This is a genomic window from Enterobacter sp. UPMP2060, from assembly GCF_053709655.1.
The window spans coordinates 169,732-193,434 of sequence record NZ_JBSKJQ010000007.1; the positions used below are offsets into that span (position 1 = coordinate 169,732).

Here is a 23,703-nt window from a genome sequence, read left to right on the forward strand (position 1 = left end):
CCGTATGCAGGCTTTGATCTTAGAACAGCAGGACGGCAAAACGCTTGCCTCAGTGCAGGCGGTTGAAGAGAGTCGCCTGCCGGAAGGCGACGTAACCGTCGACATCGACTGGTCCAGTTTAAATTATAAAGATGCGCTGGCTATTACCGGTAAGGGTAAAATCATCCGAAATTTCCCTATGGTGCCGGGGATCGATTTCGCTGGGCGGGTTCATACCAGCGAGGATCCGCGCTTCCATCCGGGCCAGCATGTGCTGCTCACCGGCTGGGGCGTGGGTGAAAATCACTGGGGCGGGCTGGCAACGCAGGCGCGCGTGAAGGGCGACTGGCTGGTGCCTGTGCCGAAAGGCATGGATGGCCGCAAGGCGATGATCGTCGGCACGGCAGGCTTTACCGCCATGCTGTGCGTGATGGCGCTGGAAGATGCAGCTATCCGCCCTGAGTCAGGGGAAATTGTCGTCACCGGCGCCAGCGGAGGCGTGGGCAGCACGGCAGTCACGCTGCTCCACAAGCTGGGCTATCAGGTCGCTGCGGTTTCCGGCCGAGAAAGCACCCATGACTATCTGCGCCAGCTCGGTGCCAGCCGCATTCTCAGCCGCGACGAATTTGCCGAAACCCGTCCGCTGGAAAAACAGGTTTGGGCTGGGGCGGTGGATACCGTCGGTGATAAGGTGCTGGCAAAAGTCCTGGCGCAGATGAACTACGGCGGCTGCGTGGCAGCCTGCGGTCTGGCGGGCGGATTTGCCCTGCCAACCACCGTGATGCCATTTATTCTGCGTAACGTACGCCTGCAGGGTGTGGATTCCGTAATGACCCCGCCGGCCCGTCGTCATGAAGCCTGGGAACGGCTGGTGCGCGATCTGCCGGAATCTTTCTATACCCAGAGCGCAACGGAGATAACCCTCAGCCAGGCGCCGGAATACGCCAGTAAGATCATGGACAACCAGTTCCACGGCCGCGCGCTGGTGAAAATCGCCTAATCTTCAAATTTTCGTGACATATTCGCGCGAATCCCTCTCCTCCGTCATGCTTAGAAAAACGCATGACGGAGGATGCCATGAAAAACCGAAAACTGACGGAAGCCGACGTAACGTCTGAGTCTGTCTTTATGTTACAGCGCCGCCAGATCCTGAAAATGCTTGGCATCAGCGCCACAGCCCTGACGCTCTCTCCCGCGGCACACGCCGACCTGCTCGACTGGTTTAAAGGCAACGATCGGCCAAAAGCCCCATCCGGCGCCCCGCTCACCTTTACGAAACCGGCCGAATGGCAAAACAAGCTGACGCTCACGCCGGAAGATAAAGTTACCGGCTACAACAACTTCTACGAATTTGGTCTCGATAAGGCCGATCCTGCCGCCAACGCGGGAAGCCTCAAAACCGATCCGTGGACGCTGAAAATTGATGGCGAAGTGGCGAAACCCCTGACGCTGGACCATCACGATCTCACCACCCGTTTCCCGCTCGAAGAGCGTATCTATCGCATGCGATGCGTGGAAGCCTGGTCGATGGTGGTGCCCTGGGTCGGCTTCCCGCTGCATAAACTGCTGGCGATGGTTGAACCCACCAGCAATGCAAAATATGTCGCTTTCCAGACGCGCTATGCGCCGGACGAGATGCCCGGGCAGAAAGATCGGTTCATCGGCGGCGGGCTTGAATATCCATATGTGGAAGGGCTACGTCTCGACGAAGCTATGCACCCCCTCACCCTGCTGACCGTTGGCGTTTATGGCAAAGCGCTTCCGCCGCAGAACGGCGCCCCCATCCGTTTAACCGTACCGTGGAAATATGGCTTCAAAGGGATTAAGTCTATCGTCAGCATTAAGCTTACCCGCGAACGTCCGCCAACCACCTGGAATCTGGCGGCCCCGGACGAATACGGTTTCTTCGCCAACGTGAACCCGCACGTGGATCATCCGCGCTGGTCGCAGGCAACCGAGCGGTTTATCGGTTCCGGCGGTGCGCTGGACGTGAAGCGCCAGCCGACGCTGCTGTTTAACGGCTATGCGGATGAAGTGGCCTCGCTTTACCGTGGCCTCAACTTACGGGAGAACTTCTGAGTGCGTTTAACGGCAAAACAGATTACCTGGCTGAAAGTGCTGCTGCACCTGGCCGGGCTGCTTCCTTTTATATGGCTGTTCTGGGCCGCCAGCCAGGGGCTCTTTAGCGCAGATCCTGCAAAGGATATCCAGCATTTTACCGGTCGGATGGCTCTGAAATTTTTGCTGGCCACCTTGCTCGTCTCGCCGCTGGCGCGCTACGCTAAACAGCCCTTATTGATACGCACCCGTCGGCTGTTAGGGCTATGGTGTTTTGCCTGGGCGACGCTGCACCTCACCAGCTACGCCCTGCTGGAACTGGGAATTAACAATCTGGCGCTGCTTGGCCGCGAACTGGTGACACGTCCTTATCTGACGCTGGGTATCGTGAGCTGGGTGGTTTTACTGGCGTTAGCGCTGACATCCACGCAATATGCGCAGCGAAAACTGGGCAGGCGCTGGCAGCTGCTGCACAACTTCGTCTATCTTGTCGCGATCCTCGCTCCCATTCATTACCTGTGGTCGGTGAAGATCCTCTCGCCGCAGCCAATCCTGTATGCACTGGCGGCCGTGGCGCTTTTAGCATGGCGTTACAAGAAGTTCCGCCAGTGGTTGCGATAGTTCGCGAAACTGTGCGTTTTCCCGCAGATTACCCGTCAACCGCAAATCTTTTTCGGATAGCGGTTGATAATCTTCCCTGATAAGACCAGTATTTAGCTGCTAAATGCTACGAAATCGTTATAATGTGCGACCTTGGTTCGCCTGACAGCGGTTTTAAGCCTCTGAAAAGGTGACATTTGCGTTTCGAAGGTATATTTTGTTTTTTACCCGAAAATCGCAGGAGATAGCGGCATTATGACTGATAAGTTCCATATCTTAGTTTTGAACGGACCGAACCTGAACATGCTCGGCACCCGTGAGCCAGAGAAGTACGGCACGCTAACATTGAGTGAAATTGTTAACCGTCTGGGAACGGAAGCAGCGTCACTGAATGTGGATTTGGATCATTTTCAGTCGAATGCGGAGTACGCACTCATCGACCGTATTCATCAGGCTAAAGACAATGTGGACTATATCCTGATCAATCCGGCCGCGTTTACGCACACCAGTGTTGCTATCCGCGACGCACTGCTTGCGGTGAGTATCCCGTTTATCGAGATCCACCTGAGTAATGTGCACGCCCGAGAGCCGTTCCGTCACCATTCGTATCTGTCGGATATCGCTGCTGGCGTTATCTGTGGACTGGGCGCAGACGGCTATTCATACGCTTTACAGACAGCGGTAAAACGCTTGTCACAATCACACTAAACAAGAGTACGGAACCCACTCATGGATATTCGTAAGATTAAAAAACTGATCGAGCTGGTTGAAGAATCAGGCATCTCCGAACTGGAAATTTCTGAAGGCGAAGAGTCTGTACGCATCAGCCGTGCAGCCCCAGCCGCTAGCTTCCCGGTAATGCAGCAAGCTTATGCTGCGCCAGTGCAGCAGCCTGCGCTCTCCGCAGCCGTTGCGCCAGCAGCTGAAGCCGCACCTGCCGCTGCAGCAGAAATCAGTGGTCACATCGTACGTTCCCCAATGGTTGGTACTTTCTACCGCACCCCGAGCCCGGACGCGAAGGCGTTCATCGAAGTGGGTCAGAAAGTCAACGTAGGCGATACCCTGTGCATCGTTGAAGCGATGAAAATGATGAACCAGATCGAAGCAGACAAATCAGGTACTGTTAAAGCGATTCTGGTCGAAAGTGGTCAGCCGGTTGAATTTGACGAGCCGCTGGTCGTCATCGAGTAACGAGGCGTACATGCTGGATAAAATTGTTATCGCCAACCGCGGCGAGATCGCACTGCGTATTCTTCGTGCCTGTAAAGAACTGGGCATCAAGACCGTCGCTGTGCACTCAAGCGCGGATCGCGATTTAAAACACGTATTGCTGGCGGATGAGACGGTCTGTATTGGCCCGGCTCCGTCCGTAAAAAGCTATCTGAACATCCCGGCTATCATCAGCGCCGCTGAAATCACCGGCGCGGTGGCAATTCATCCGGGTTACGGCTTCCTCTCTGAGAACGCCAACTTTGCTGAGCAGGTGGAACGCTCTGGCTTTATCTTCATCGGCCCGAAAGCCGACACCATCCGCCTGATGGGCGACAAAGTGTCTGCAATCACCGCGATGAAAAAAGCCGGTGTTCCAACCGTACCAGGCTCTGACGGCCCTCTGACCGACGACATGGATGCTAACCGTGCTCATGCTAAACGCATTGGCTACCCGGTTATCATCAAGGCGTCCGGCGGCGGCGGCGGTCGCGGTATGCGCGTTGTGCGTAGCGATGCTGAACTGGCGCAGTCCATCTCCATGACCAAAGCAGAAGCGAAAGCCGCTTTCAGCAATGACATGGTGTACATGGAAAAATACCTGGAAAACCCACGCCACATCGAAATTCAGGTGCTGGCTGACGGTCAGGGTAACGCGATCTATCTGGCAGAACGTGACTGCTCTATGCAGCGTCGTCACCAGAAAGTGGTCGAAGAAGCACCAGCTCCGGGCATTACCCCGGAACTGCGTCGCTACATCGGCGAGCGTTGCTCCAAAGCGTGTGTTGATATCGGCTATCGCGGTGCAGGTACCTTTGAGTTCCTGTTCGAAAACGGCGAATTCTATTTCATCGAAATGAACACCCGTATTCAGGTTGAACACCCGGTTACAGAAATGATCACCGGCGTTGACCTGATCAAAGAACAGCTGCGTATCGCTGCAGGCCAGCCGCTGTCCATCAAGCAGGAAGAAGTGGTGGTGAAAGGCCATGCGGTAGAGTGCCGTATCAACGCCGAAGACCCGAACACCTTCCTGCCAAGCCCGGGTAAAATCACGCGTTTCCACGCGCCGGGTGGCTTTGGTGTGCGCTGGGAGTCTCATATATACGCCGGTTACACCGTACCGCCGTACTATGACTCAATGATCGGCAAGCTTATCTGCTACGGCGAAAACCGTGACGTGGCGATTGCCCGCATGAAAAACGCCCTGCAGGAGCTGATCATCGACGGTATCAAAACCAACGTAGATCTGCAGATGCGTATCATGAGCGACGAGCACTTCCAGAATGGTGGAACTAATATCCACTATCTGGAGAAAAAACTCGGTCTGAACGAGAAGTAAGAGACCTGTGTTGCTAAAAGGCCGGATTATCCGGCCTTTTTTATTTCTGGGGATCGCCAGGCCCCATCATGTACAATCCCCGCTTTCTTCATCCACAAGGGACAAAAAATGGACAAACGTTTTGTTCAGGCCCATAAAGAAGCGCGCTGGGCGCTGTGGCTGACCCTTCTCTATCTCGCAGCATGGTTAGTAACTGCTTACTTACCTGACTCCGCTATTGGCATCACCGGCCTGCCGCACTGGTTCGAAATGGCGTGTCTGCTGGTCCCGCTGGTCTTCATCCTGCTGTGCTGGGCAATGGTGAAATTCATCTATCGCGATATTCCGCTGGAGGACGATGATGCAGCTTGAAGTCATTCTGCCGCTTATCGCTTACTTGTTAGTGGTGTTTGGTTTATCCGTTTACGCCATGCGTAAAAGAACGACGGGCACCTTCCTGAACGAGTATTTTCTGGGTAGCCGCTCGATGGGCGGCGTCGTGCTGGCCATGACGCTGACCGCGACCTACATCAGCGCCAGTTCGTTTATCGGCGGACCCGGAGCAGCCTATAAATACGGGTTAGGCTGGGTGCTGCTGGCGATGATCCAGCTTCCTGCCGTCTGGCTCTCGCTGGGCATACTGGGTAAAAAATTTGCCATTCTGGCGCGCCGTTATAATGCCGTGACGCTCAACGATATGCTGTTTGCCCGCTATCAGAGCCGTTTACTGGTGTGGCTGGCCAGCTTAAGCCTGCTGGTGGCCTTTATTGGCGCAATGACGGTACAGTTTATCGGCGGGGCACGCCTGCTGGAAACGGCGGCGGGTATTCCCTACGAGACAGGCTTGATCATCTTCGGAGTCAGCATTGCGCTGTATACCGCGTTTGGCGGATTCCGCGCCAGCGTGCTGAACGATACGATGCAGGGCATGGTTATGCTTATCGGCACTATTGTCCTGCTGGTCGGCATCGTCCACGCCGCGGGCGGCCTGAGCCATGCGGTTGAAACGCTCGAGACGATCGATCCAAAACTGGTTTCGCCGCAGGGCGCGGATGACATCCTTTCTCCAACCTTTATGACCTCGTTCTGGGTGTTGGTGTGCTTTGGGGTGATTGGCCTGCCGCATACCGCCGTCCGCTGTATCTCTTACAAAGACAGCAAAGCCGTGCACAGAGGTATCATTATCGGCACTATCGTTGTCGCAATCCTGATGTTTGGTATGCACCTGGCGGGCGCGTTAGGTCGGGCAGTTATTCCTGACCTTACCGTACCCGATCTGGTTATCCCAACCCTGATGGTTAAAGTGCTGCCGCCATTTGCCGCCGGGATCTTCCTCGCCGCACCGATGGCCGCCATTATGTCGACCATCAACGCTCAGCTGCTGCAAAGTTCCGCTACGATCATAAAAGATCTCTATCTGAACCTGCGTCCTGAGCAGGCAGAGAATGAACGGCGCCTGAAGCGCATGTCGGCCGTTATTACTCTGGCGTTAGGGGCATTGCTGCTGTTAGCCGCGTGGCGCCCGCCGGAGATGATCATCTGGCTGAACCTGCTGGCATTTGGCGGGCTTGAAGCGGTATTCCTGTGGCCGCTGGTGTTAGGACTCTACTGGGAGCGCGCGAATGCCGCCGGTGCGCTGAGCGCGATGATTGTCGGCGGCGTGCTTTACGCCGTCCTCGCAACGTTTAAGATTCAGTACCTGGGCTTCCATCCGATTGTGCCTTCGTTACTGCTAAGTTTACTGGCGTTTGTGGTGGGGAACCGTTTCGGTCAGCCCGTCCCACAACCCGCTATGATTTCTACTGATAAATAAAGAGTTTTGCCATGCCGTGGATCCAACTAAAACTGAACACAACCGGCGCTAACGCCGAAGAGCTGAGCGATGCGCTGATGGAGGCCGGTTCGGTCTCTATCACCTTCCAGGACACGCATGACACGCCGGTCTTTGAGCCGCTGCCGGGCGAAACCCGCCTGTGGGGTGATACCGACGTTATTGGCCTGTTTGATGCCGAAACCGATATGAAAGAGGTTGTCGCGATTCTGGAGAATCATCCTCTGCTGGGCGCGGGTTTCGTGCATAAAATCGAACAGCTGGAAGACAAAGACTGGGAACGCGAGTGGATGGATAACTTCCACCCGATGCAGTTCGGCAAACGTCTGTGGATCTGTCCGAGCTGGCGCGATGTCCCTGATGAAAGCGCAGTCAACGTGATGCTCGACCCGGGTCTGGCGTTTGGTACCGGTACTCACCCAACCACGTCTCTGTGCCTGCAGTGGCTGGATGGTCTGGATCTGGACGGTAAGACAGTGATCGACTTCGGCTGTGGATCCGGGATCCTCGCGATTGCGGCCCTGAAGCTGGGCGCGGCAAAAGCCATCGGGATCGATATCGATCCGCAGGCGATTCAGGCCAGCCGCGATAATGCCGAGCGTAACGGCGTCTCCGATCGTCTGGAGCTGTATCTGCCGGATGCTCAGCCAGAAGCCATGAAAGCCGATGTGGTGGTCGCTAACATTCTGGCGGGCCCACTGCGCGAACTGGCTCCGTTAATCAGCGTGCTGCCCGTTGAGGGCGGTCTGTTGGGGCTTTCCGGTATCCTGGCAAGCCAGGCCGACAGCGTGTGTGAAGCCTACGCCGATCTCTTTGCCCTCGACCCGGTGGTGGAAAAAGAAGAGTGGTGCCGCATCACCGGCCGTAAAAAATAAGAATCTGGCGTGGTCATCTGACCACGCCTCTCACCCTCTGATAATCCTCTCTCCCCCGGTCATTCTTCGGTAAAATAACCCTACAAATCATGTTGATTTGTATTACAAAAATTCACCGGAAGAATATGATGACACACGTTACAGGCAAGGCAGCGCTGCTGGCGCTGAGCATGATTTCGGCTTCAGCATTTGCATCACACTGGAGCTATGAAGGGGAAGGTTCACCGCAACACTGGGGCGAGATGGACGAGGCATACAAGACCTGTCAAAGCGGTATGAACCAGTCTCCTGTTAATATTGATTCGACCACTAACGCCCATCTCTCCCCGCTACAAACCCACTACGTTGATGGCCCTGTTACACTGACGAACAATGGCCATACCATTCAGGCAGGTGAACAGGCGAACACCCGCGATACCCTTACTCTCGATAAGCAAACCTGGACGTTACAGCAGTTCCATTTCCACGCGCCGAGCGAAAACACCGTACATGGCAAGAGATACGCGATGGAAATGCATCTGGTTCATAAAAATGCCAGTGGGGAACTGACGGTGGTGGCGGTCATGTTTGATAAAGGGGCCGCAAACCCGGAGCTTGAAAAACTGTGGCGCGTTATGCCTCAGCAGGCCGAGCAGAACGTCTCCATCAAACAGGATCTCAACCTGAACAAACTGCTGCCAAAAAATAAAACGTACTGGCGCTTTAGCGGTTCACTGACCACTCCACCGTGTTCAGAAGGCGTTACCTGGATTGTACTTAAACAGCCCCTGACGGTTTCTGCAGAACAACTTGCCAGATTCACCCAGACAATGCATCACGATAATAACCGTCCGGTACAGTCGCTGCATGGGCGCGTCGTGGTCGAATAACAGGCATTTTTCGCATGACGATCATGTTCTAAAATGCGACGTAGATCGCAAAGAAGAAGGGAAATCTGCTGTTAAAAACAGCAGATTATCCCGCTTCAGCGACGCATTTATTCAGAAATGATGAGAAGTTACGGGAAATTGTAAGCGCCCATAAAATAACCATTACCATATAACTTAATGATTTAAATAATGAATAATTTTTAACGGGAAGATTGGGCGGCGATTCCTTGATCTACAACAGTGGATTGTTCAAAGTTTGGCCTTTCATCTCGTGCAAAAAATGCGTAATATACGCCGCCTTGCAGTCACAGTATGGTCATTTCTTAACTCATGCGCATCGGACACCACCAGCTTAGAAATCGCCTGATCGCAGCCCCAATGGCAGGTATTACAGACCGGCCGTTCAGGACGCTGTGCTATGAGATGGGAGCCGGTTTAACCGTATCCGAGATGATGTCGTCTAACCCGCAGGTTTGGGAAAGCGATAAATCCCGCCTTCGGATGGTGCACGTTGATGAACCAGGTATCCGCACCGTGCAAATTGCCGGAAGCGTGCCTGAAGAGATGGCAGATGCCGCGCGGATTAACGTGGAAAGTGGTGCCCAGATTATTGATATCAATATGGGGTGCCCGGCCAAAAAGGTGAATCGCAAGCTTGCAGGTTCAGCCCTTCTGCAATACCCCGACCAGGTGAAAGCTATCCTGACGGCGGTTGTCAGCGCGGTGGACGTTCCTGTTACGTTGAAGATTCGCACGGGTTGGTCGCCGGAACACCGTAACTGTGTAGAGATTGCCCAACTGGCCGAAGACTGTGGCATTCAGGCCCTGACCATCCATGGACGCACTCGCGCCTGTTTGTTCAACGGTGAAGCTGAATACGACAGCATTCGGGCAGTTAAGCAGAAAGTTTCCATTCCGATTATCGCGAATGGCGACATAACTGACCCGCTTAAAGCCAGGGCTGTACTCGACTATACGGGAGCTGATGCTCTGATGATAGGACGTGCAGCTCAGGGAAGACCCTGGATCTTCCGGGAAATCCAGCATTATCTGGACACTGGGGAGCTGCTTGCCCCGCTGCCTTTGGCAGAGGTTAAGCGCTTGCTTTGTTCGCATGTTCGGGAACTGCATGACCACTACGGTCAGGCAAAAGGGTACCGAATTGCGCGTAAACACGTCTCCTGGTATCTCCAGGAGCACGCTCCAGATGACCAGTTTCGGCGCACATTCAACGCCATAGAGGATGCCAGCGTACAGCTGGAGGCGTTGGAGGCATACTTCGAAAATCTTGCGTAATGAAATAAAGAGCTGACAGAACTATGTTCGAACAACGCGTAAATTCTGACGTACTGACCGTTTCTACCGTTAACTCTCAGGACCAGGTAACTCAAAAGCCCCTGCGTGACTCGGTTAAACAGGCACTGAAGAACTATTTTGCTCAACTGAATGGTCAGGATGTTAATGACCTGTATGAGCTGGTACTGGCTGAAGTTGAACAGCCACTGTTGGACATGGTGATGCAATACACCCGCGGTAACCAAACCCGCGCTGCGCTGATGATGGGTATCAACCGTGGTACTCTGCGTAAGAAACTGAAAAAATACGGCATGAACTGATACTAATCAGTTAAATGCTTGTTTAAAAAGGCGCTCTTCGGCATGGGGAAGCGCCTTTTTTATTACCAGCGCTTCTCCGTCAACGCATTGTAAACCTTCGCCTCTCCTGCTTTTCAACCCCAGTTTTTCGTGTATATTTCCCCCACCTTACTGGCGATTTTCTCGCGGAATGACACAATGATTCGTAAATACTGGTGGCTGGTTGTCTTTGCAATCTCCGTTCTCATTTTCGATACACTCCTTATGCAGTGGATTGAACTGATGAGCACCGAAACCGATAAGTGTCGCAATATGAACTCCGTCAATCCGCTGAAACTCGTGAACTGCTCAGAGCTCGACTAACCGCCCGATTGCGCAAATCACCCCGTTATTACCCACTAAAAACGGGGATTTAAATCCCTTTGAGCCATTACCTGACGGTGATAATGTCTCGCCCTTCTCAACCGCTCTAGCGTAACCCCACACTCGAGTAGAACCGTCCATGCTGGTCAGCCAATACAACCCTATCCTTGTCGTCCTCTCCTTTGTTGTTGCCATTCTTGCTGCGTATACCGCGCTGAACATGGCTGCACGTGTCGCCGGGAGTGAGGGCGTCGCTGCCCGCGTCTGGCTGGCTGGCGGCGGTATTGCTATGGGGATTGGCGTGTGGGCCATGCATTTTATCGGCATGCTGGCGATGGACCTCTCCATGAGCATGAGCTACAACGCCACCCTGACGGTGTTATCTATGGTCATCGCCGTGGGTTCGTCGCTGTTTGCGCTATGGCTTGTGAGCTGCGAGCAACTACGCCTGCGCCGACTGCTGCCCGGCGCGCTGGTGATGGGGAGCGGTATTGTGGCCATGCATTACACCGGCATGGCGGCGCTGGAGGTGATGCCCGGGATAATCTGGGACAAGGTCTGGGTGGCCATTTCGGTCGTGATTGCGCTTGCCGCTTCACTCGCGGCATTATGGCTGACCTTCCGCCTGCGTCGCGAAGCCGCGCAGGTCGTGCTGATGCGCATGGGTGCCGCCATCACGATGGGAATTGCCATTGCCGGCATGCACTATGCCGGGATGAAAGCGGCGCAGTTTCCGATGTCCACAATGGTTCACCATGAGGGGATTAACGGGAGCTGGCTGGCGGTGCTGGTCAGCGTCGTCGCGCTCTCTATTCTTGGGATCACCCTGCTGGTGTCGATGCTGGATGCGCGCCTTCAGGCACGCACCGCCCTTCTGGCCTCGTCGCTGGCAGAAGCTAACCGGGAGCTCGCTCAGCTGGCGCTACACGATACCCTGACGCGTCTGCCCAACCGTATCCTGCTGGAAGACAGACTCGATCAGGCCATCAGCAAAGCCGATCGTGAAGGGAATCACTTTGCCCTGATGTTCATGGATCTTGACGGCTTTAAAGCTATCAATGACGCCTACGGCCATGATGTCGGTGACAGGCTGCTGGTCGCCGTTACGCAGCGTCTGCTGCTTCTCCTGAAAGGCCAGTTCACCCTTGCACGCATCGGCGGTGATGAATTTGTTCTGCTGGCAGAGGGAGAAGGTCCGGACGACGCGGCATCGCTGGCGAATTCGCTGGTGCGCGCGATCGATAGCCCCTTCAATCTCAGCCCCTATGAACTGGTGGTGACCCTCAGCATTGGTATCGCGCTGTACCCTCACGACGGCAAAACCGAGCGTGAGCTGATGTTTAACGCCGACGCGGCGATGTATCACACGAAGCATATGGGCCGTAACGGTTACCACTTCTTCCAGCCCTCCATGAACACCCTGGCGCAGACCCATCTCCAGTTAATGAACGATCTGTGGATGGCGATCGATCGCAATGAGCTGCGCCTGCTGTATCAGCCAAAATTTCACGCCCCGGCGGGCCCGGTCCTCGGATTCGAGGCGCTGTTGCGCTGGCAGCATCCTAAGCAAGGGTTACTGACGCCGGACCTTTTTCTGCCGCTGGCGGAAAAAACGGGGCTGATCGTCCCGATTGGCAACTGGGTGATTAATGAAGCCTGTCGCCAGCTGCGGGAATGGCATCTTCAGGGGCATCAAAGCTGGTCAATGGCGGTAAACCTGTCGACACTGCAGTTTGAGCAACCTTCGCTGGTTAAAACGGTTCTCGACTGCCTGGCACTTCACCAGGTGCCACCGGAAATGTTGATCCTCGAAGTGACGGAAACCACGGCGATGAGCAACCCGGATGAGAGCGTACGGGTGCTGACAGAGCTGACGAATGCGGGGGTGAAGGCCTCCATTGATGATTTTGGCACCGGATATTCGAGCCTGCTGTACCTCAAGCGCTTACCGGCCTGTGAATTGAAAATCGACAGGGCGTTTGTGCAAGAGCTCAGCGGCGAGAGCGAGGATGCCACTATTGTCTCTGCGATTGTGGCTCTCGCTAAAACACTTAACCTGAAAGTTGTGGCTGAAGGTGTGGAAACCGAAGCGCAGCAAGCCTTTTTAACCGAGCTGGGCTGTAACACCCTTCAGGGTTATCTGTTAGGTAAACCCGTCAGCGCGCAGACCATAGAAGCACTTTGTGCCCGAGGGGAAATGTTACCCGGCGCTGAGCAATAAGCACCCTCATCTGGCGACACGCGAATAACCGGGAGTGTCGCCAGTATGCTATCGACCAGAGCGGGAGCCTGCTGATAAAGATTAAAACTGTCGTTATTCATTAACCAGTTTTTAATTATTCCGCTAAAAAAACCGTGGAATACAATCAAGGTGAGATCAACATTCACCTGTGGCGAAATGATGTTTCGCGAAATACAGGTCTCCAGCGTGGCGCGTAGCGTGTCATCGTTGAATCCGATACGCTTTCTAATTTCACGTTCAGAAATCATATCGCTGCTAAATTCACACTTATGATACAGAATTTGTAAAAGCGCACATTGCCGGGGTTCATTGGCAATATACTGCAGCGCAGTAATAAATTGCTCACGAAGTTTTAACAATGGATCGTCACTGTCGGAAAGGGAAAGCCTGTCGCGAATCATATCGCGAAGCGGTAATTGTTGTTCCCAGATGGCATTAAATATTTCAGATTTACTGGTGAAGTGCCAGTAGATCGCGCCGCGCGTCACCTTTGCAGCATCAGCGATATCCGTCAGCGTCGTGCTGGCTACGCCACGCGTGGCAAACTGTCCGATAGCCGCCTCAATCAGCTGCTGCCGGGTTTGTTGAGCCTCTTCTTTCTTTTTACGCGCCATAGGCAACTACTCGTTACTCACAAGGTTTAAAAGTAATATTGCGTTCATGCAAATGTAAGTATTCACTAAAATCCGTTTTAATTTTGCACAAAAAAAGTCACCCCTCTTAATTTATAATCAATATAAATATATCGCTCCAATTAAATTGGCGGAGTGAATAATTAAAAACATTAAACTCATTTACCTGATTAACATGCCTGAAGTATATCCCTGAATGGACCCGGTCTGATTCTGATTTTTTTCTACAAACACGGTCATTCGCACTTATAAATTAAAAAACATTAAATACCCTCATTATTATACGCAGCTACATTTTATTTTTATCCCTCTGCCCTTGCTACCGATTCGCGGCATATATCGGTGAATGGGTATTTAAAGGAACAGTAATGACGAATCATTTCAGACGTTTGCCCTTATCCGGTTTCATTGTCTGCGCGGTACTGCTCACTGGATGCGATGGTCAGGAAAATCAACAGCAACACCAGCAGGCGCCTCAGGTCAGCGTGCATATTGTGAAAAGCGCGCCTCTGGCGGTCACCACTGAACTCCCGGGCAGAACAGATGCATTTCGCGTTGCGGAGGTTCGTCCTCAGGTTAGCGGCATTATCCTGCGCCGTAACTTCGCGGAGGGTAGCGATGTAAAAGCGGGCGAGTCACTTTACCAGATTGATCCTGCGCCCTATCAGGCAGCCTATGACAGCGCGAAAGGCGAACTGGCGAAGGCTCAGGCGGCGGCCAATATTGCGCACCTGACGGTGAAACGTTATCTCCCGCTGGTAGGCACCCAGTATGTCAGTAAGCAGGAATATGACCAGGCCGTGGCGACGGCTCAGCAGGCAGATGCCAGCGTGGTTGCCGCAAAAGCGGGTGTTGAGAGCGCACGTATCAACCTTGCCTACACCAAAGTGACCTCTCCGGTTGATGGTCGTATCGGAAAATCCAGCGTGACCGAAGGGGCGCTGGTGACGAACGGGCAAGCCGCAGCGCTGGCAACGGTCCAGCTTCTCGATCCGATTTATGTTGATGTCACCCAGTCCAGTAATGATTTTATGCGCCTGAAACAGACGAGCCTGCAAAAAGGTGATATCGCCAGCAACGTTGAGCTGCTGATGGAGAACGGGCAGCCCTACCCGCTAAAAGGCACATTGCAGTTCTCTGACGTCACGGTCGATGAAAGTACCGGCTCGATCACCCTGCGCGCCATTTTCCGGAACCCTCAGCATCTGTTGTTACCCGGCATGTTCGTTCGCGCCCGCATTGATGAAGGCACCCAGCCGGATGCGATTCTGGTACCACAGCAAGGCGTGACCCGTACACCGCGAGGCGATGCAACCGTGCTGGTGGTGAACGATAAAAACCAGGTTGAGCCGCGAACCGTCGTGGCCCCTCAGGCAATTGGCGATCGCTGGCTGGTGACGGAAGGGCTGAAAAACGGTGACCGCGTGATAGTCAGCGGGCTACAGAAAGTCAGACCCGGCGTAACCGTCGTCGCCACGCCTGATATCACCACGACGCCAGCCGGTTAAGGGACGACGACATGGCTAATTTCTTTATTCAGAGACCGGTTTTCGCCTGGGTACTTGCCATCATTTTGATGATTGCAGGCGGGCTGGCCATTCTCAAACTTCCCGTCGCACAGTATCCGACCATTGCTCCTCCCGCCGTGGCGATATCCGCGACTTACCCGGGAGCGGACGCTCAAACGGTGCAGGATACCGTGACCCAGGTTATCGAACAGAACATGAACGGTATCGATAAGCTGATGTATATGTCCTCCACCAGCGATTCGGCGGGTAACGTCACCATCACCCTGACCTTCGAGTCAGGAACCGATCCGGACATCGCCCAGGTACAGGTGCAGAACAAGCTGCAGCTCGCCATGCCGCTGCTGCCGCAAGAGGTTCAGCAGCAAGGGATTGGCGTGGAGAAATCCAGCAGCAGCTTCCTGCTGGTCGCTGGCTTTGTTTCAGACAACAAAAATCTCACGCAGAATGACATCTCTGACTATGTCGCTTCGAACGTCAAAGATGCCATCAGCCGAACGTCTGGCGTCGGTGACGTTCAGCTGTTTGGCGCCCAGTATGCGATGCGCATCTGGCTCGACAGCAACGCGATGAACAAATACCAGCTGACGCCGCAGGATATTATCAACCAGCTGAAAACGCAGAACGACCAGATAGCAGCAGGCCAGCTGGGCGGAACGCCGTCCATTCCCGGGCAGCAGCTGAATGCCTCGATCATCGCGCAAACCCGCCTGAAATCACCGGAAGAGTTTGGCCGCGTGACGCTCAAGGTGAATCAGGACGGCTCGATGGTTCATCTGAAGGACGTGGCTAGTATTGAGCTGGGTGGCGAAAACTACAACATGGTCACTAAAATCAACGGGCAGGCGGCAACCGGCCTGGGGATTAAGCTGGCAACCGGGGCAAATGCGCTGGACACCGCGGCAGCCATTAAGAGCAAGCTGGCGCAACTGCAGCAGTTCTTCCCGCAGGGGCTGAAAGTGGTCTATCCCTATGACACCACCCCTTTTGTGAAAATCTCCATTCACGAAGTGGTGAAGACCCTGTTTGAAGCAATCATTCTCGTCTTCCTGGTCATGTACCTGTTCCTGCAAAACCTGCGGGCGACGCTCATCCCGACTATCGCGGTGCCGGTCGTTCTGCTGGGTACCTTTGCGGTTCTGGCGGCATTCGGTTTCTCCATCAACACCCTGACGATGTTCGGTATGGTGCTGGCGATAGGTCTGCTGGTCGATGATGCTATCGTGGTCGTTGAGAACGTTGAACGCGTCATGGTCGAAGACAAACTGCCGCCGAAAGAGGCCACGCAGAAGTCGATGGAGCAGATCCAGGGTGCACTGGTGGGGATCGCCATGGTGCTCTCGGCGGTCTTTATTCCGATGGCCTTTTTTGGCGGCTCGACGGGGGCGATCTATCGTCAGTTCTCGCTGACTATCGTTTCCGCTATGGCGTTGTCCGTACTGGTTGCGCTAATCCTTACGCCCGCACTCTGCGCAACGTTGCTTAAGCCCGTATCCGGCGACCATCATGAGAAGAAAGGTGGCTTCTTCGGCTGGTTTAATGCGCTCTTTGATAAAAGCGTGGAGCACTACAGCAACAGCGTGAGCGGTATTTTGCGTAAGACAGGGCGCTATCTGGCGGTGTACGTCATTATCGTCGGTGGGATGGCGGTGCTCTTCCTGCGCTTGCCTACCTCCTTCCTGCCCGAAGAGGATCAGGGGGTGTTTATGACGATGGTTCAACTCCCGGCGGGTGCAACCCAGACGCGTACTCAGCAGGTCCTCGATCAGGTTCAGGATTACTATCTGAACAACGAAAAGGCGAACGTGGAATCCGTCTTTACCGTAAACGGCTTTAGCTTTAGCGGCCAGGGTCAGAACGCCGGTATCGCCTTCGTCAGCCTGAAGCCCTGGGAGGAGCGCCCGGGGGCGGAAAACGGCGTTGAAGCCATTGTGGGTCGCGCGACAAAAGCCTTCAGTCAAATTACAGATGGCCTCGTGTTCCCGTTTAACCTGCCTGCAATTATCGAACTGGGTACCGCCACGGGCTTCGATTTTGAATTGATCGATCAGGCCAACCTGGGGCATACCCAGCTGACGCAGGCGCGTAACCAACTGCTCAGCATGGTGCATGAGCACCCTGACCTGCTGGTTCGCGTGCGCCCTAACGGTCTTGAAGATACGCCTCAGTTCAAGCTGGATGTCGATCAGGAGAAAGCGCAGGCGCTGGGCGTCAGCCTTTCTGACGTCAATCAGACGATTTCGACGGCCTTAGGTGGCACCTATGTGAACGACTTTATCGATCATGGGCGAGTGAAAAAGGTCTACGTACAGGCCGACGCAAAATTCCGTATGTTGCCGGGAGATATTAATAACCTTTACGTGCGCAGCGCGAATGGGGAAATGGTCCCGTTCTCCGCCTTCAGCAACGCTCGCTGGGTGTATGGTTCACCTCGTCTGGAACGCTATAACGGGATGCCCTCTATGGAGATCCTGGGTGAATCAGCCCCGGGTAAAAGTACCGGTGAGGCCATGGCTATGATGGAAAGTCTCGCGGCAAAACTGCCTTCCGGCATCGGCTATGACTGGACGGGGATGTCTTATCAGGAGCGGCTCTCGGGTAACCAGGCGCCTGCCCTGTACGCCATTTCACTGATCGTGGTGTTCCTGTGCCTTGCTGCGCTGTATGAAAGCTGGTCCATTCCGTTCTCCGTCATGCTGGTTGTGCCGCTGGGGGTCATTGGGGCTCTTCTCGCAGCGTCGCTGCGCGGGTTAAACAATGACGTCTATTTCCAGGTCGGCCTGCTGACGACGATTGGTTTATCGGCGAAAAACGCCATCCTGATCGTCGAATTTGCTAAAGACCTGATGGATAAAGAAGGCAAAGGCATTATTGAAGCCACGCTGGAAGCTTCCAGGATGCGCCTTCGACCGATCCTGATGACATCCCTGGCCTTTATTCTTGGCGTCATGCCGCTGGTGATCAGCACCGGGGCCGGGAGCGGCGCGCAAAACGCCGTCGGTACGGGCGTTATGGGGGGAATGCTTTCCGCAACCCTTCTGGCGATTTTCTTCGTTCCTGTTTTCTTTGTGGTTGTTCGGCGACGGTTTACGCACCATAAAGGTTAATGTTTCCCTGAAAAGGCACCTCTGGTGCCTTTTTATTTTTAACATAAACAACGAATTAGGTTTTAAAGAAAGGTAGTATTAAGAATATGATGATTTGCATTAAGTAAAAACAGTCTCTTGCAACTCCATAATGTCTCCATTAATTCCTCCTGAAACCGACTTTTCTCCACGATTTTTACAAACTACATAATTTGAGATTATTCCTCGTGTAACGAGGACTTACCCCGGTGGTAAAATAACCTCCAGTTCGTTAATAGCCCTCCTGGCTTTATAGCGGATGAGAAATAATACTGAGGTAACATCATGATAAGATTCATTTCCGTTGCACTTCTCGCTGCGCTGCTTGCTGGTTGCGCGCACGATTCTCCATGTGTACCGGTTTACGACGACCAGGGCCGACTGGTTCATACCAATACCTGTATGAAAGGCACCACCCAGGATAACTGGGAGACTGCGGGTGCTATCGCCGGCGGTGCTGCCGCAGTAGCGGGTTTAACACTGGGTATTATTGCCCTCACGAAGTAACATCTGTTGAGAAAGCGCGGCTCTGGCCGCGCTTTTGCTTTTAATGAGTGCAATATTTTCAAATAAGTAAAAAAATAGCCCTGTAAATATTCACTAAATTAATCTAAGCCTGAAGTCAGTCACAACTTTTTCGCATATTCATTCAAATTACTTATTCTATCGTGATGATTTTCACACATTAAGATTATTGAATACCCTGCCAATATTCACGCTGAAAACTATCTCTTCTTTTTCCTGACCCAACTCGCAACTTTTGCTCCGATTTGTGGCACAGGTTGTAATTTCGCACCGTTCTGGGGCGCTCATTTTATTTAAGCCTGTCTACACTCAGCATTAAGCGTTCACTCGTCTCTTATTTTGTCGAACGCAAAACTGGCATTACGTTTGCTTTATAAACGTTGGCCAAAGCCACAGACAGGTAAAGCGTTTAAAAACGCCTCTATAACGATAAATTTCGCCACACAGGATGCATTATGAAAAAGACGATGATAGCCAGCCTGGCCGCTGCAGGCATGTTGTTTGCCGTAGCCGGTCAAGCCCATGCGGGAACGACACTGGATGCCGTTAAAAAGAAAGGTTTTGTTCAATGTGGTATCAGTGACGGTTTGCCTGGCTTCTCTTATGCCGATGCGAACGGCAAATTTACCGGTATTGATGTGGATGTCTGCCGTGGCGTTGCAGCCGCCGTTTTTGGCGATGACAGCAAAGTAAAATATACCCCGCTGACGGCGAAAGAACGCTTTACGGCGCTGCAGTCCGGTGAGGTCGACATGCTCTCCCGTAATACCACCTGGACTTCCTCCCGTGATGCCGGCATGGGGATGTCATTTACGGGCGTGACCTATTATGACGGCATCGGCTTCCTGACCCACAATAAAGCGGGCCTGAAAAGCGCCAAGGAACTGGATGGCGCCACCGTTTGTATCCAGGCGGGCACCGATACCGAGCTGAACGTCGCGGATTATTTCAAAGCAAACAACATGAAATACACCCCTGTGACATTCGACCGCTCGGATGAATCGGCCAAAGCGCTGGAATCCGGCCGTTGCGACACGCTGGCCTCTGACCAGTCACAGCTGTATGCCTTACGCATTAAGCTGAGCAACCCGGCAGAGTGGATTGTCCTGCCTGAAGTCATCTCCAAAGAGCCTCTCGGCCCCGTCGTTCGTCGTGGTGATGAAGACTGGTTCTCCATTGTTCGCTGGACGCTGTTTGCCATGCTGAACGCAGAAGAGATGGGCATCAACTCTAAAAACGTTGATGAGAAAGCCGCTAAGCCATCCAACCCGGATATGGCACACCTGCTCGGTAAAGAAGGTGATTTCGGCAAGGATCTGAAGCTGGATAACAAGTGGGCTTACAACATCATCAAACAGGTGGGCAACTACTCTGAGATCTTTGAGCGCAACGTGGGATCGGAAAGCCCGCTGAAGATCAAACGCGGCCAGAACAATCTCTGGAACAACGGCGGTATTCAGTACGCACCACCAGTACGTTAAGTCATAGCTGTAACGGGCACTGCTCCGGCAGTGCCCACTCCAGAGTCATGGTTACTGAGGTTTCTTTATGTCCCATCGCCGCTCAGCCGTAAAAGGATCGCTATCCTTTTCTCATCCCGCGGTCCGCGCCTGGCTATTCCAGATTATTGCTATTGTTGCGGTTGTTCTCATCGCCGTGTATCTCATCCATAACACCATCACCAACCTGAATAACCGCGGCATTACCTCCGGTTTCGCGTTTTTAGATCGCAGCGCGGGGTTTGGTATTGTTCAGCACCTTATTGATTACCAGGAAGGTGACACGTACGGACGCGTGTTCGTGGTCGGTTTACTGAATACGCTGTTGGTATCGGCGCTTTGTATCGTCTTCGCGTCGATACTGGGCTTCTTTATTGGCCTGGCGCGTCTTTCTGAAAACTGGCTTCTGCGGAAACTGTCGACTGTTTATATCGAGACGTTCCGCAATATCCCCCCGCTCCTGCAGATCTTCTTCTGGTATTTCGCCGTACTGCGTAACCTTCCCGGTCCCCGCCAGGCCGTCGACGCGTTTGAGCTGTTTTTCCTCAGTAACCGTGGGTTGTCCATTCCTTCTCCTCAGCCGGGTGAAGGGCTGTACGCTTTTATCGGCACGATTGTGATAGCGCTTGCGCTCTCTGCGGGGGTATTCCGTTTTAACCGCAAGCATCAGGTCAAAACCGGTCAGCTTCGTAGAACCTGGCCCACGGCAGTTGTCCTGATCGTTAGCCTGCCGCTAATTGCACACTGGCTGTTTGGGGCCGCTTTGCACTGGGATATTCCACATCTGCGTGGCTTTAACTTTCAGGGCGGGATGGTATTAATTCCCGAGCTGGCGGCCCTGACGCTGGCGCTGTCGATTTATACGTCCGCGTTTATCGCAGAGATTATCCGTGCAGGGATCCAGGCCGTTCCTTATGGGCAGCACGAGGCGGCGCGCTCGCTGGGATTACCCCATACCGTGACGCTTCGCCAGGTCATCATTCCGCAGGCTTTACGGGTCATCATTCCTCCCCTGACCAGCCAGTATCTCAATATTGTCAAAAACTCGTCGCTGGCCGCTGCGATTGGTTATCCGGATATGGTGTCACTCTTCGCCGGAACCGTGCTTAACCAGACCGGACAAGCCATTGAAACCATCGCCATCACGATGTCTGTCTATCTGATCATCAGCCTGGTGATTTCACTACTGATGAACCTTTATAACCGCCGTATAGCACTGGTCGAGCGCTAAGGATCTATGATGACAAAAGCGATACTGTCGCACGCCTCGCGCCCTGCCAACTCGACAGGTGGACGTTTCATTCTGTGGGCGCGTAAGAATCTGTTCTCCAACTGGAGTAACAGCCTGCTGACGATTGTCTGCCTGTGGCTCATGTGGGAATTGATTCCTCCCCTGCTGAACTGGGCGTTTTTACAGGCCAACTGGGTCGGTTCAACCCGAGCTGACTGCACAAAAGCCGGCGCCTGCTGGGTGTTTATTCATGAGCGCTTCGGCCAGTTCATGTATGGATTGTATCCCCATGAACAGCGCTGGCGGATAAATCTGGCGCTGGTTATCGGCCTGCTCTCTGTCGCGGCTATGTTCTGGAAAAAGCTGCCACATCGTGGACGCTATATTGCTGCCTGGGCCGTAGTTTATCCGATTATTGTCTGGGTACTGTTGTATGGCGGTTTCCTGGGACTGGAACGCGTTGAAACACGCCAGTGGGGCGGGCTGACGCTGACGCTGATTATCGCTTCAGTGGGGATAGCCGGTGCTTTACCGTGGGGGATTTTACTGGCCCTGGGACGGCGTTCAAAAATGCCGATCGTCCGCGTGCTCTCCGTTATCTTCATTGAGTTCTGGCGCGGCGTACCGCTTATCACCGTTCTGTTTATGTCATCGGTCATGCTGCCGCTGTTTATGGCAGAGGGAACAACCATCGACAAGCTGATCCGAGCCCTGGTGGGGGTGATTCTCTTCCAGTCCGCCTATGTCGCTGAAGTTGTACGTGGTGGTCTGCAAGCGTTACCTAAAGGTCAGTACGAAGCGGCTGAATCACTGGCTCTCGGTTACTGGAAAACGCAGGGACTGGTCATTCTTCCACAAGCACTCAAGCTGGTCATTCCGGGTCTGGTCAACACGATCATTGCCCTCTTCAAGGATACCAGCCTGGTGATCATCATCGGATTGTTCGATCTCTTTAGCAGCGTGCAACAGGCAACCGTTGACCCTGTCTGGCTGGGTATGTCCACCGAAGGATATGTCTTTGCTGCCCTGATCTACTGGATCTTTTGTTTTAGCATGTCGCGCTACAGCCAGCATCTGGAAAAGCGCTTTAACACCGGGCGTACACCGCACTGAGGAAATTATGAGCCAAATAACTATGACACCCGCCGACGCGATGATTACGCTGGAAAATGTGAATAAATGGTACGGACAATTTCATGTCCTGAGGGACATTAATCTTAAGGTAAAGCAGGGAGAACGCATCGTCCTTTGCGGCCCTTCGGGCTCCGGAAAATCCACAACCATTCGCTGTATTAATCATCTTGAAGAACATCAGCAAGGACGCATTGTGGTTGATGGTATCGAGCTGAATGAAGATATCCGCAATATCGAACGCGTACGTCAGGAAGTAGGAATGGTATTTCAGCACTTTAATCTGTTTCCGCACCTGACCGTTCTGCAGAACTGTACGCTTGCGCCGATTTGGGTACGAAAGATGCCGAAAAAGGAAGCGGAGGCGTTGGCAATGCACTACCTGGAACGCGTACGTATCGCAGAGCATGCCAATAAGTTCCCTGGCCAGATATCGGGTGGCCAACAGCAGCGTGTGGCTATCGCCCGTTCGCTGTGTATGAAGCCGAAAATTATGCTGTTTGATGAACCGACATCTGCCCTCGATCCGGAAATGGTGAAAGAGGTTCTGGACACCATGATTGGGCTGGCACAATCCGGCATGACCATGCTTTGTGTTACACATGAGATGGGGTTTGCGCGAACCGTGGCCGACCGGGTGATCTTTATGGACCGTGGTGAGATTGTCGAACAGGCGCCGCCGGATGAGTTCTTTGCCCATCCGAAGTCAGAACGTACGCGAGCATTCCTGTCACAGGTAATTCATTAGTTGTTTGCTCTGCCGGGTGGAGGCTTCGCCTTACCCGGCCTACCTTTTTTCGCGCATAAACGCAAAAAGGCCATCCTTTCGGATGGCCTTTTCACTTATTTGATGTCTGGCAGTTCCCTTCTCTCACATGGGGAGACCCCACACTACCATCGGCGCTACGGCGTTTCACTTCTGAGTTCGGCATGGGGTCAGGTGGGACCACCGCGCTAAAGCCGCCAGACAAATTCTTTTACTTCTTGCCGAACTTTAACCTAAGTATAAAGTGGTGCTGATACCCAGAGTCGAACTGGGGACCTCACCCTTACCAAGGGTGCGCTCTACCAACTGAGCCATATCAGCACGCT

General features: G+C 53.5%; 22 protein-coding genes, 1 tRNA gene and 1 rRNA gene. 21 read left to right on the forward strand and 3 right to left on the reverse strand.

What is annotated here, in order from left to right:
- Nucleotides 1-4 precede the first annotated feature (4 nt).
- The 14 genes from acuI to ACWKXN_RS15755 all read left to right on the forward strand — a co-directional run bounded on the left by acuI (nucleotide 5) and on the right by ACWKXN_RS15755 (nucleotide 12,921).
- Entirely contained in the window at nucleotides 5-979 is a 975-nt protein-coding gene (acuI, locus tag ACWKXN_RS15690; protein ID WP_048977701.1) for an acrylyl-CoA reductase (NADPH), read from the forward strand.
- Nucleotides 980-1,056: 77 nt separating this feature from the next.
- Nucleotides 1,057-2,058, forward strand: a complete 1,002-nt coding sequence (gene msrP / locus ACWKXN_RS15695; protein ID WP_032659657.1) for a protein-methionine-sulfoxide reductase catalytic subunit MsrP — start codon at nucleotides 1,057-1,059, stop codon at nucleotides 2,056-2,058.
- Entirely contained in the window at nucleotides 2,059-2,658 is a 600-nt protein-coding gene (msrQ, locus tag ACWKXN_RS15700; protein ID WP_032659655.1) for a protein-methionine-sulfoxide reductase heme-binding subunit MsrQ, read from the forward strand.
- A 234-nt stretch (nucleotides 2,659-2,892) separates the two neighbouring features.
- Complete coding sequence (aroQ, locus tag ACWKXN_RS15705) at nucleotides 2,893-3,345, forward strand: type II 3-dehydroquinate dehydratase (protein ID WP_023309405.1); 453 nt, start codon at nucleotides 2,893-2,895, stop codon at nucleotides 3,343-3,345.
- A gap of 21 nt (nucleotides 3,346-3,366) precedes the next feature.
- The gene (gene accB, locus ACWKXN_RS15710; RefSeq protein WP_010436174.1) at nucleotides 3,367-3,828 is read left to right on the forward strand and encodes an acetyl-CoA carboxylase biotin carboxyl carrier protein; all 462 of its coding nucleotides are present in this window, start codon (nucleotides 3,367-3,369) and stop codon (nucleotides 3,826-3,828) included.
- A gap of 10 nt (nucleotides 3,829-3,838) precedes the next feature.
- Entirely contained in the window at nucleotides 3,839-5,188 is a 1,350-nt protein-coding gene (gene accC, locus ACWKXN_RS15715; protein ID WP_023333644.1) for an acetyl-CoA carboxylase biotin carboxylase subunit, read from the forward strand.
- 108 nt (nucleotides 5,189-5,296) lie between these two features.
- Nucleotides 5,297-5,539, forward strand: coding sequence for a YhdT family protein (locus ACWKXN_RS15720; RefSeq protein ID WP_006178860.1), 243 nt, complete (start codon nucleotides 5,297-5,299; stop codon nucleotides 5,537-5,539).
- Nucleotides 5,529-6,980 (forward strand): sodium/pantothenate symporter, encoded by a 1,452-nt coding sequence (panF, locus tag ACWKXN_RS15725; protein ID WP_063440905.1) that lies wholly within the window; start codon nucleotides 5,529-5,531, stop codon nucleotides 6,978-6,980. The genes ACWKXN_RS15720 and panF overlap by 11 nt, the downstream gene beginning before the upstream one ends.
- Before the next feature lie 11 nt (nucleotides 6,981-6,991).
- A complete protein-coding gene (prmA, locus tag ACWKXN_RS15730) occupies nucleotides 6,992-7,873 on the forward strand; it encodes a 50S ribosomal protein L11 methyltransferase (protein WP_039260393.1) in 882 nt (293 codons plus the stop codon).
- 128 nt (nucleotides 7,874-8,001) lie between these two features.
- Entirely contained in the window at nucleotides 8,002-8,742 is a 741-nt protein-coding gene (locus ACWKXN_RS15735) for a carbonic anhydrase (RefSeq protein WP_048977708.1), read from the forward strand.
- 330 nt (nucleotides 8,743-9,072) lie between these two features.
- A complete protein-coding gene (gene dusB / locus ACWKXN_RS15740) occupies nucleotides 9,073-10,038 on the forward strand; it encodes a tRNA dihydrouridine synthase DusB (protein ID WP_023309409.1) in 966 nt (321 codons plus the stop codon).
- Nucleotides 10,039-10,061: 23 nt separating this feature from the next.
- Nucleotides 10,062-10,358, forward strand: a complete 297-nt coding sequence (gene fis / locus ACWKXN_RS15745; protein WP_000462905.1) for a DNA-binding transcriptional regulator Fis — start codon at nucleotides 10,062-10,064, stop codon at nucleotides 10,356-10,358.
- A gap of 177 nt (nucleotides 10,359-10,535) precedes the next feature.
- Complete coding sequence (locus ACWKXN_RS15750; RefSeq protein ID WP_023309432.1) at nucleotides 10,536-10,700, forward strand: DUF2556 family protein; 165 nt, start codon at nucleotides 10,536-10,538, stop codon at nucleotides 10,698-10,700.
- Between the two features lie 139 nt (nucleotides 10,701-10,839).
- Nucleotides 10,840-12,921, forward strand: coding sequence for a putative bifunctional diguanylate cyclase/phosphodiesterase (locus ACWKXN_RS15755; protein ID WP_039260392.1), 2,082 nt, complete (start codon nucleotides 10,840-10,842; stop codon nucleotides 12,919-12,921).
- Here the strand turns inward: ACWKXN_RS15755 and envR are convergent.
- Nucleotides 12,837-13,556, reverse strand: coding sequence for an acrEF/envCD operon transcriptional regulator (gene envR / locus ACWKXN_RS15760; protein WP_143346419.1), 720 nt, complete (start codon nucleotides 13,554-13,556; stop codon nucleotides 12,837-12,839). The genes ACWKXN_RS15755 and envR overlap by 85 nt on opposite strands.
- A 386-nt stretch (nucleotides 13,557-13,942) precedes the next feature.
- On the opposite strand from envR, the gene ACWKXN_RS15765 reads away from it, so the two are divergent.
- From ACWKXN_RS15765 to ACWKXN_RS15795, 7 genes are all read left to right on the forward strand, one after another.
- Nucleotides 13,943-15,082, forward strand: coding sequence for an efflux RND transporter periplasmic adaptor subunit (locus tag ACWKXN_RS15765; protein WP_045888036.1), 1,140 nt, complete (start codon nucleotides 13,943-13,945; stop codon nucleotides 15,080-15,082).
- A gap of 11 nt (nucleotides 15,083-15,093) precedes the next feature.
- Nucleotides 15,094-18,207, forward strand: a complete 3,114-nt coding sequence (locus ACWKXN_RS15770; RefSeq protein WP_454544002.1) for an efflux RND transporter permease subunit — start codon at nucleotides 15,094-15,096, stop codon at nucleotides 18,205-18,207.
- 303 nt (nucleotides 18,208-18,510) lie between these two features.
- Entirely contained in the window at nucleotides 18,511-18,732 is a 222-nt protein-coding gene (locus ACWKXN_RS15775; RefSeq protein ID WP_454544003.1) for a hypothetical protein, read from the forward strand.
- A 473-nt stretch (nucleotides 18,733-19,205) separates the two neighbouring features.
- Entirely contained in the window at nucleotides 19,206-20,231 is a 1,026-nt protein-coding gene (locus ACWKXN_RS15780) for an amino acid ABC transporter substrate-binding protein (RefSeq protein ID WP_023333654.1), read from the forward strand.
- 67 nt (nucleotides 20,232-20,298) lie between these two features.
- Entirely contained in the window at nucleotides 20,299-21,480 is a 1,182-nt protein-coding gene (locus ACWKXN_RS15785) for an amino acid ABC transporter permease (protein ID WP_454544004.1), read from the forward strand.
- 9 nt (nucleotides 21,481-21,489) lie between these two features.
- On the forward strand, nucleotides 21,490-22,593 hold the full coding sequence (locus ACWKXN_RS15790) for an amino acid ABC transporter permease (protein ID WP_454544006.1): 1,104 nt from the start codon (nucleotides 21,490-21,492) through the stop codon (nucleotides 22,591-22,593).
- 7 nt (nucleotides 22,594-22,600) lie between these two features.
- On the forward strand, nucleotides 22,601-23,359 hold the full coding sequence (locus ACWKXN_RS15795; protein ID WP_023309440.1) for an amino acid ABC transporter ATP-binding protein: 759 nt from the start codon (nucleotides 22,601-22,603) through the stop codon (nucleotides 23,357-23,359).
- 104 nt (nucleotides 23,360-23,463) lie between these two features.
- Here ACWKXN_RS15795 and rrf read toward each other — a convergent pair.
- Together rrf and ACWKXN_RS15805 are read right to left on the reverse strand one after the other, a co-directional pair.
- Nucleotides 23,464-23,579, reverse strand: a 5S ribosomal RNA gene (gene rrf / locus ACWKXN_RS15800).
- Between the two features lie 43 nt (nucleotides 23,580-23,622).
- Nucleotides 23,623-23,698, reverse strand: a tRNA-Thr gene (locus ACWKXN_RS15805).
- Nucleotides 23,699-23,703 lie beyond the last annotated feature (5 nt).

Coding starts and splice junctions, on each gene's coding strand:
- acuI (WP_048977701.1), top strand. CDS start 5: ATGCAGGCTTTGATCTTAGAACAGCAGGACGGCAAAACGCTTGCCTCA.
- msrP (WP_032659657.1), top strand. CDS start 1,057: ATGAAAAACCGAAAACTGACGGAAGCCGACGTAACGTCTGAGTCTGTC.
- aroQ (WP_023309405.1), top strand. CDS start 2,893: ATGACTGATAAGTTCCATATCTTAGTTTTGAACGGACCGAACCTGAAC.
- accB (WP_010436174.1), top strand. CDS start 3,367: ATGGATATTCGTAAGATTAAAAAACTGATCGAGCTGGTTGAAGAATCA.
- accC (WP_023333644.1), top strand. CDS start 3,839: ATGCTGGATAAAATTGTTATCGCCAACCGCGGCGAGATCGCACTGCGT.
- ACWKXN_RS15720 (WP_006178860.1), top strand. CDS start 5,297: ATGGACAAACGTTTTGTTCAGGCCCATAAAGAAGCGCGCTGGGCGCTG.
- panF (WP_063440905.1), top strand. CDS start 5,529: ATGCAGCTTGAAGTCATTCTGCCGCTTATCGCTTACTTGTTAGTGGTG.
- prmA (WP_039260393.1), top strand. CDS start 6,992: ATGCCGTGGATCCAACTAAAACTGAACACAACCGGCGCTAACGCCGAA.
- ACWKXN_RS15735 (WP_048977708.1), top strand. CDS start 8,002: ATGACACACGTTACAGGCAAGGCAGCGCTGCTGGCGCTGAGCATGATT.
- dusB (WP_023309409.1), top strand. CDS start 9,073: ATGCGCATCGGACACCACCAGCTTAGAAATCGCCTGATCGCAGCCCCA.
- fis (WP_000462905.1), top strand. CDS start 10,062: ATGTTCGAACAACGCGTAAATTCTGACGTACTGACCGTTTCTACCGTT.
- ACWKXN_RS15750 (WP_023309432.1), top strand. CDS start 10,536: ATGATTCGTAAATACTGGTGGCTGGTTGTCTTTGCAATCTCCGTTCTC.
- ACWKXN_RS15755 (WP_039260392.1), top strand. CDS start 10,840: ATGCTGGTCAGCCAATACAACCCTATCCTTGTCGTCCTCTCCTTTGTT.
- envR (WP_143346419.1), bottom strand. CDS start 13,556: ATGGCGCGTAAAAAGAAAGAAGAGGCTCAACAAACCCGGCAGCAGCTG.
- ACWKXN_RS15765 (WP_045888036.1), top strand. CDS start 13,943: ATGACGAATCATTTCAGACGTTTGCCCTTATCCGGTTTCATTGTCTGC.
- ACWKXN_RS15770 (WP_454544002.1), top strand. CDS start 15,094: ATGGCTAATTTCTTTATTCAGAGACCGGTTTTCGCCTGGGTACTTGCC.
- ACWKXN_RS15775 (WP_454544003.1), top strand. CDS start 18,511: ATGATAAGATTCATTTCCGTTGCACTTCTCGCTGCGCTGCTTGCTGGT.
- ACWKXN_RS15780 (WP_023333654.1), top strand. CDS start 19,206: ATGAAAAAGACGATGATAGCCAGCCTGGCCGCTGCAGGCATGTTGTTT.
- ACWKXN_RS15785 (WP_454544004.1), top strand. CDS start 20,299: ATGTCCCATCGCCGCTCAGCCGTAAAAGGATCGCTATCCTTTTCTCAT.
- ACWKXN_RS15790 (WP_454544006.1), top strand. CDS start 21,490: ATGACAAAAGCGATACTGTCGCACGCCTCGCGCCCTGCCAACTCGACA.
- ACWKXN_RS15795 (WP_023309440.1), top strand. CDS start 22,601: ATGAGCCAAATAACTATGACACCCGCCGACGCGATGATTACGCTGGAA.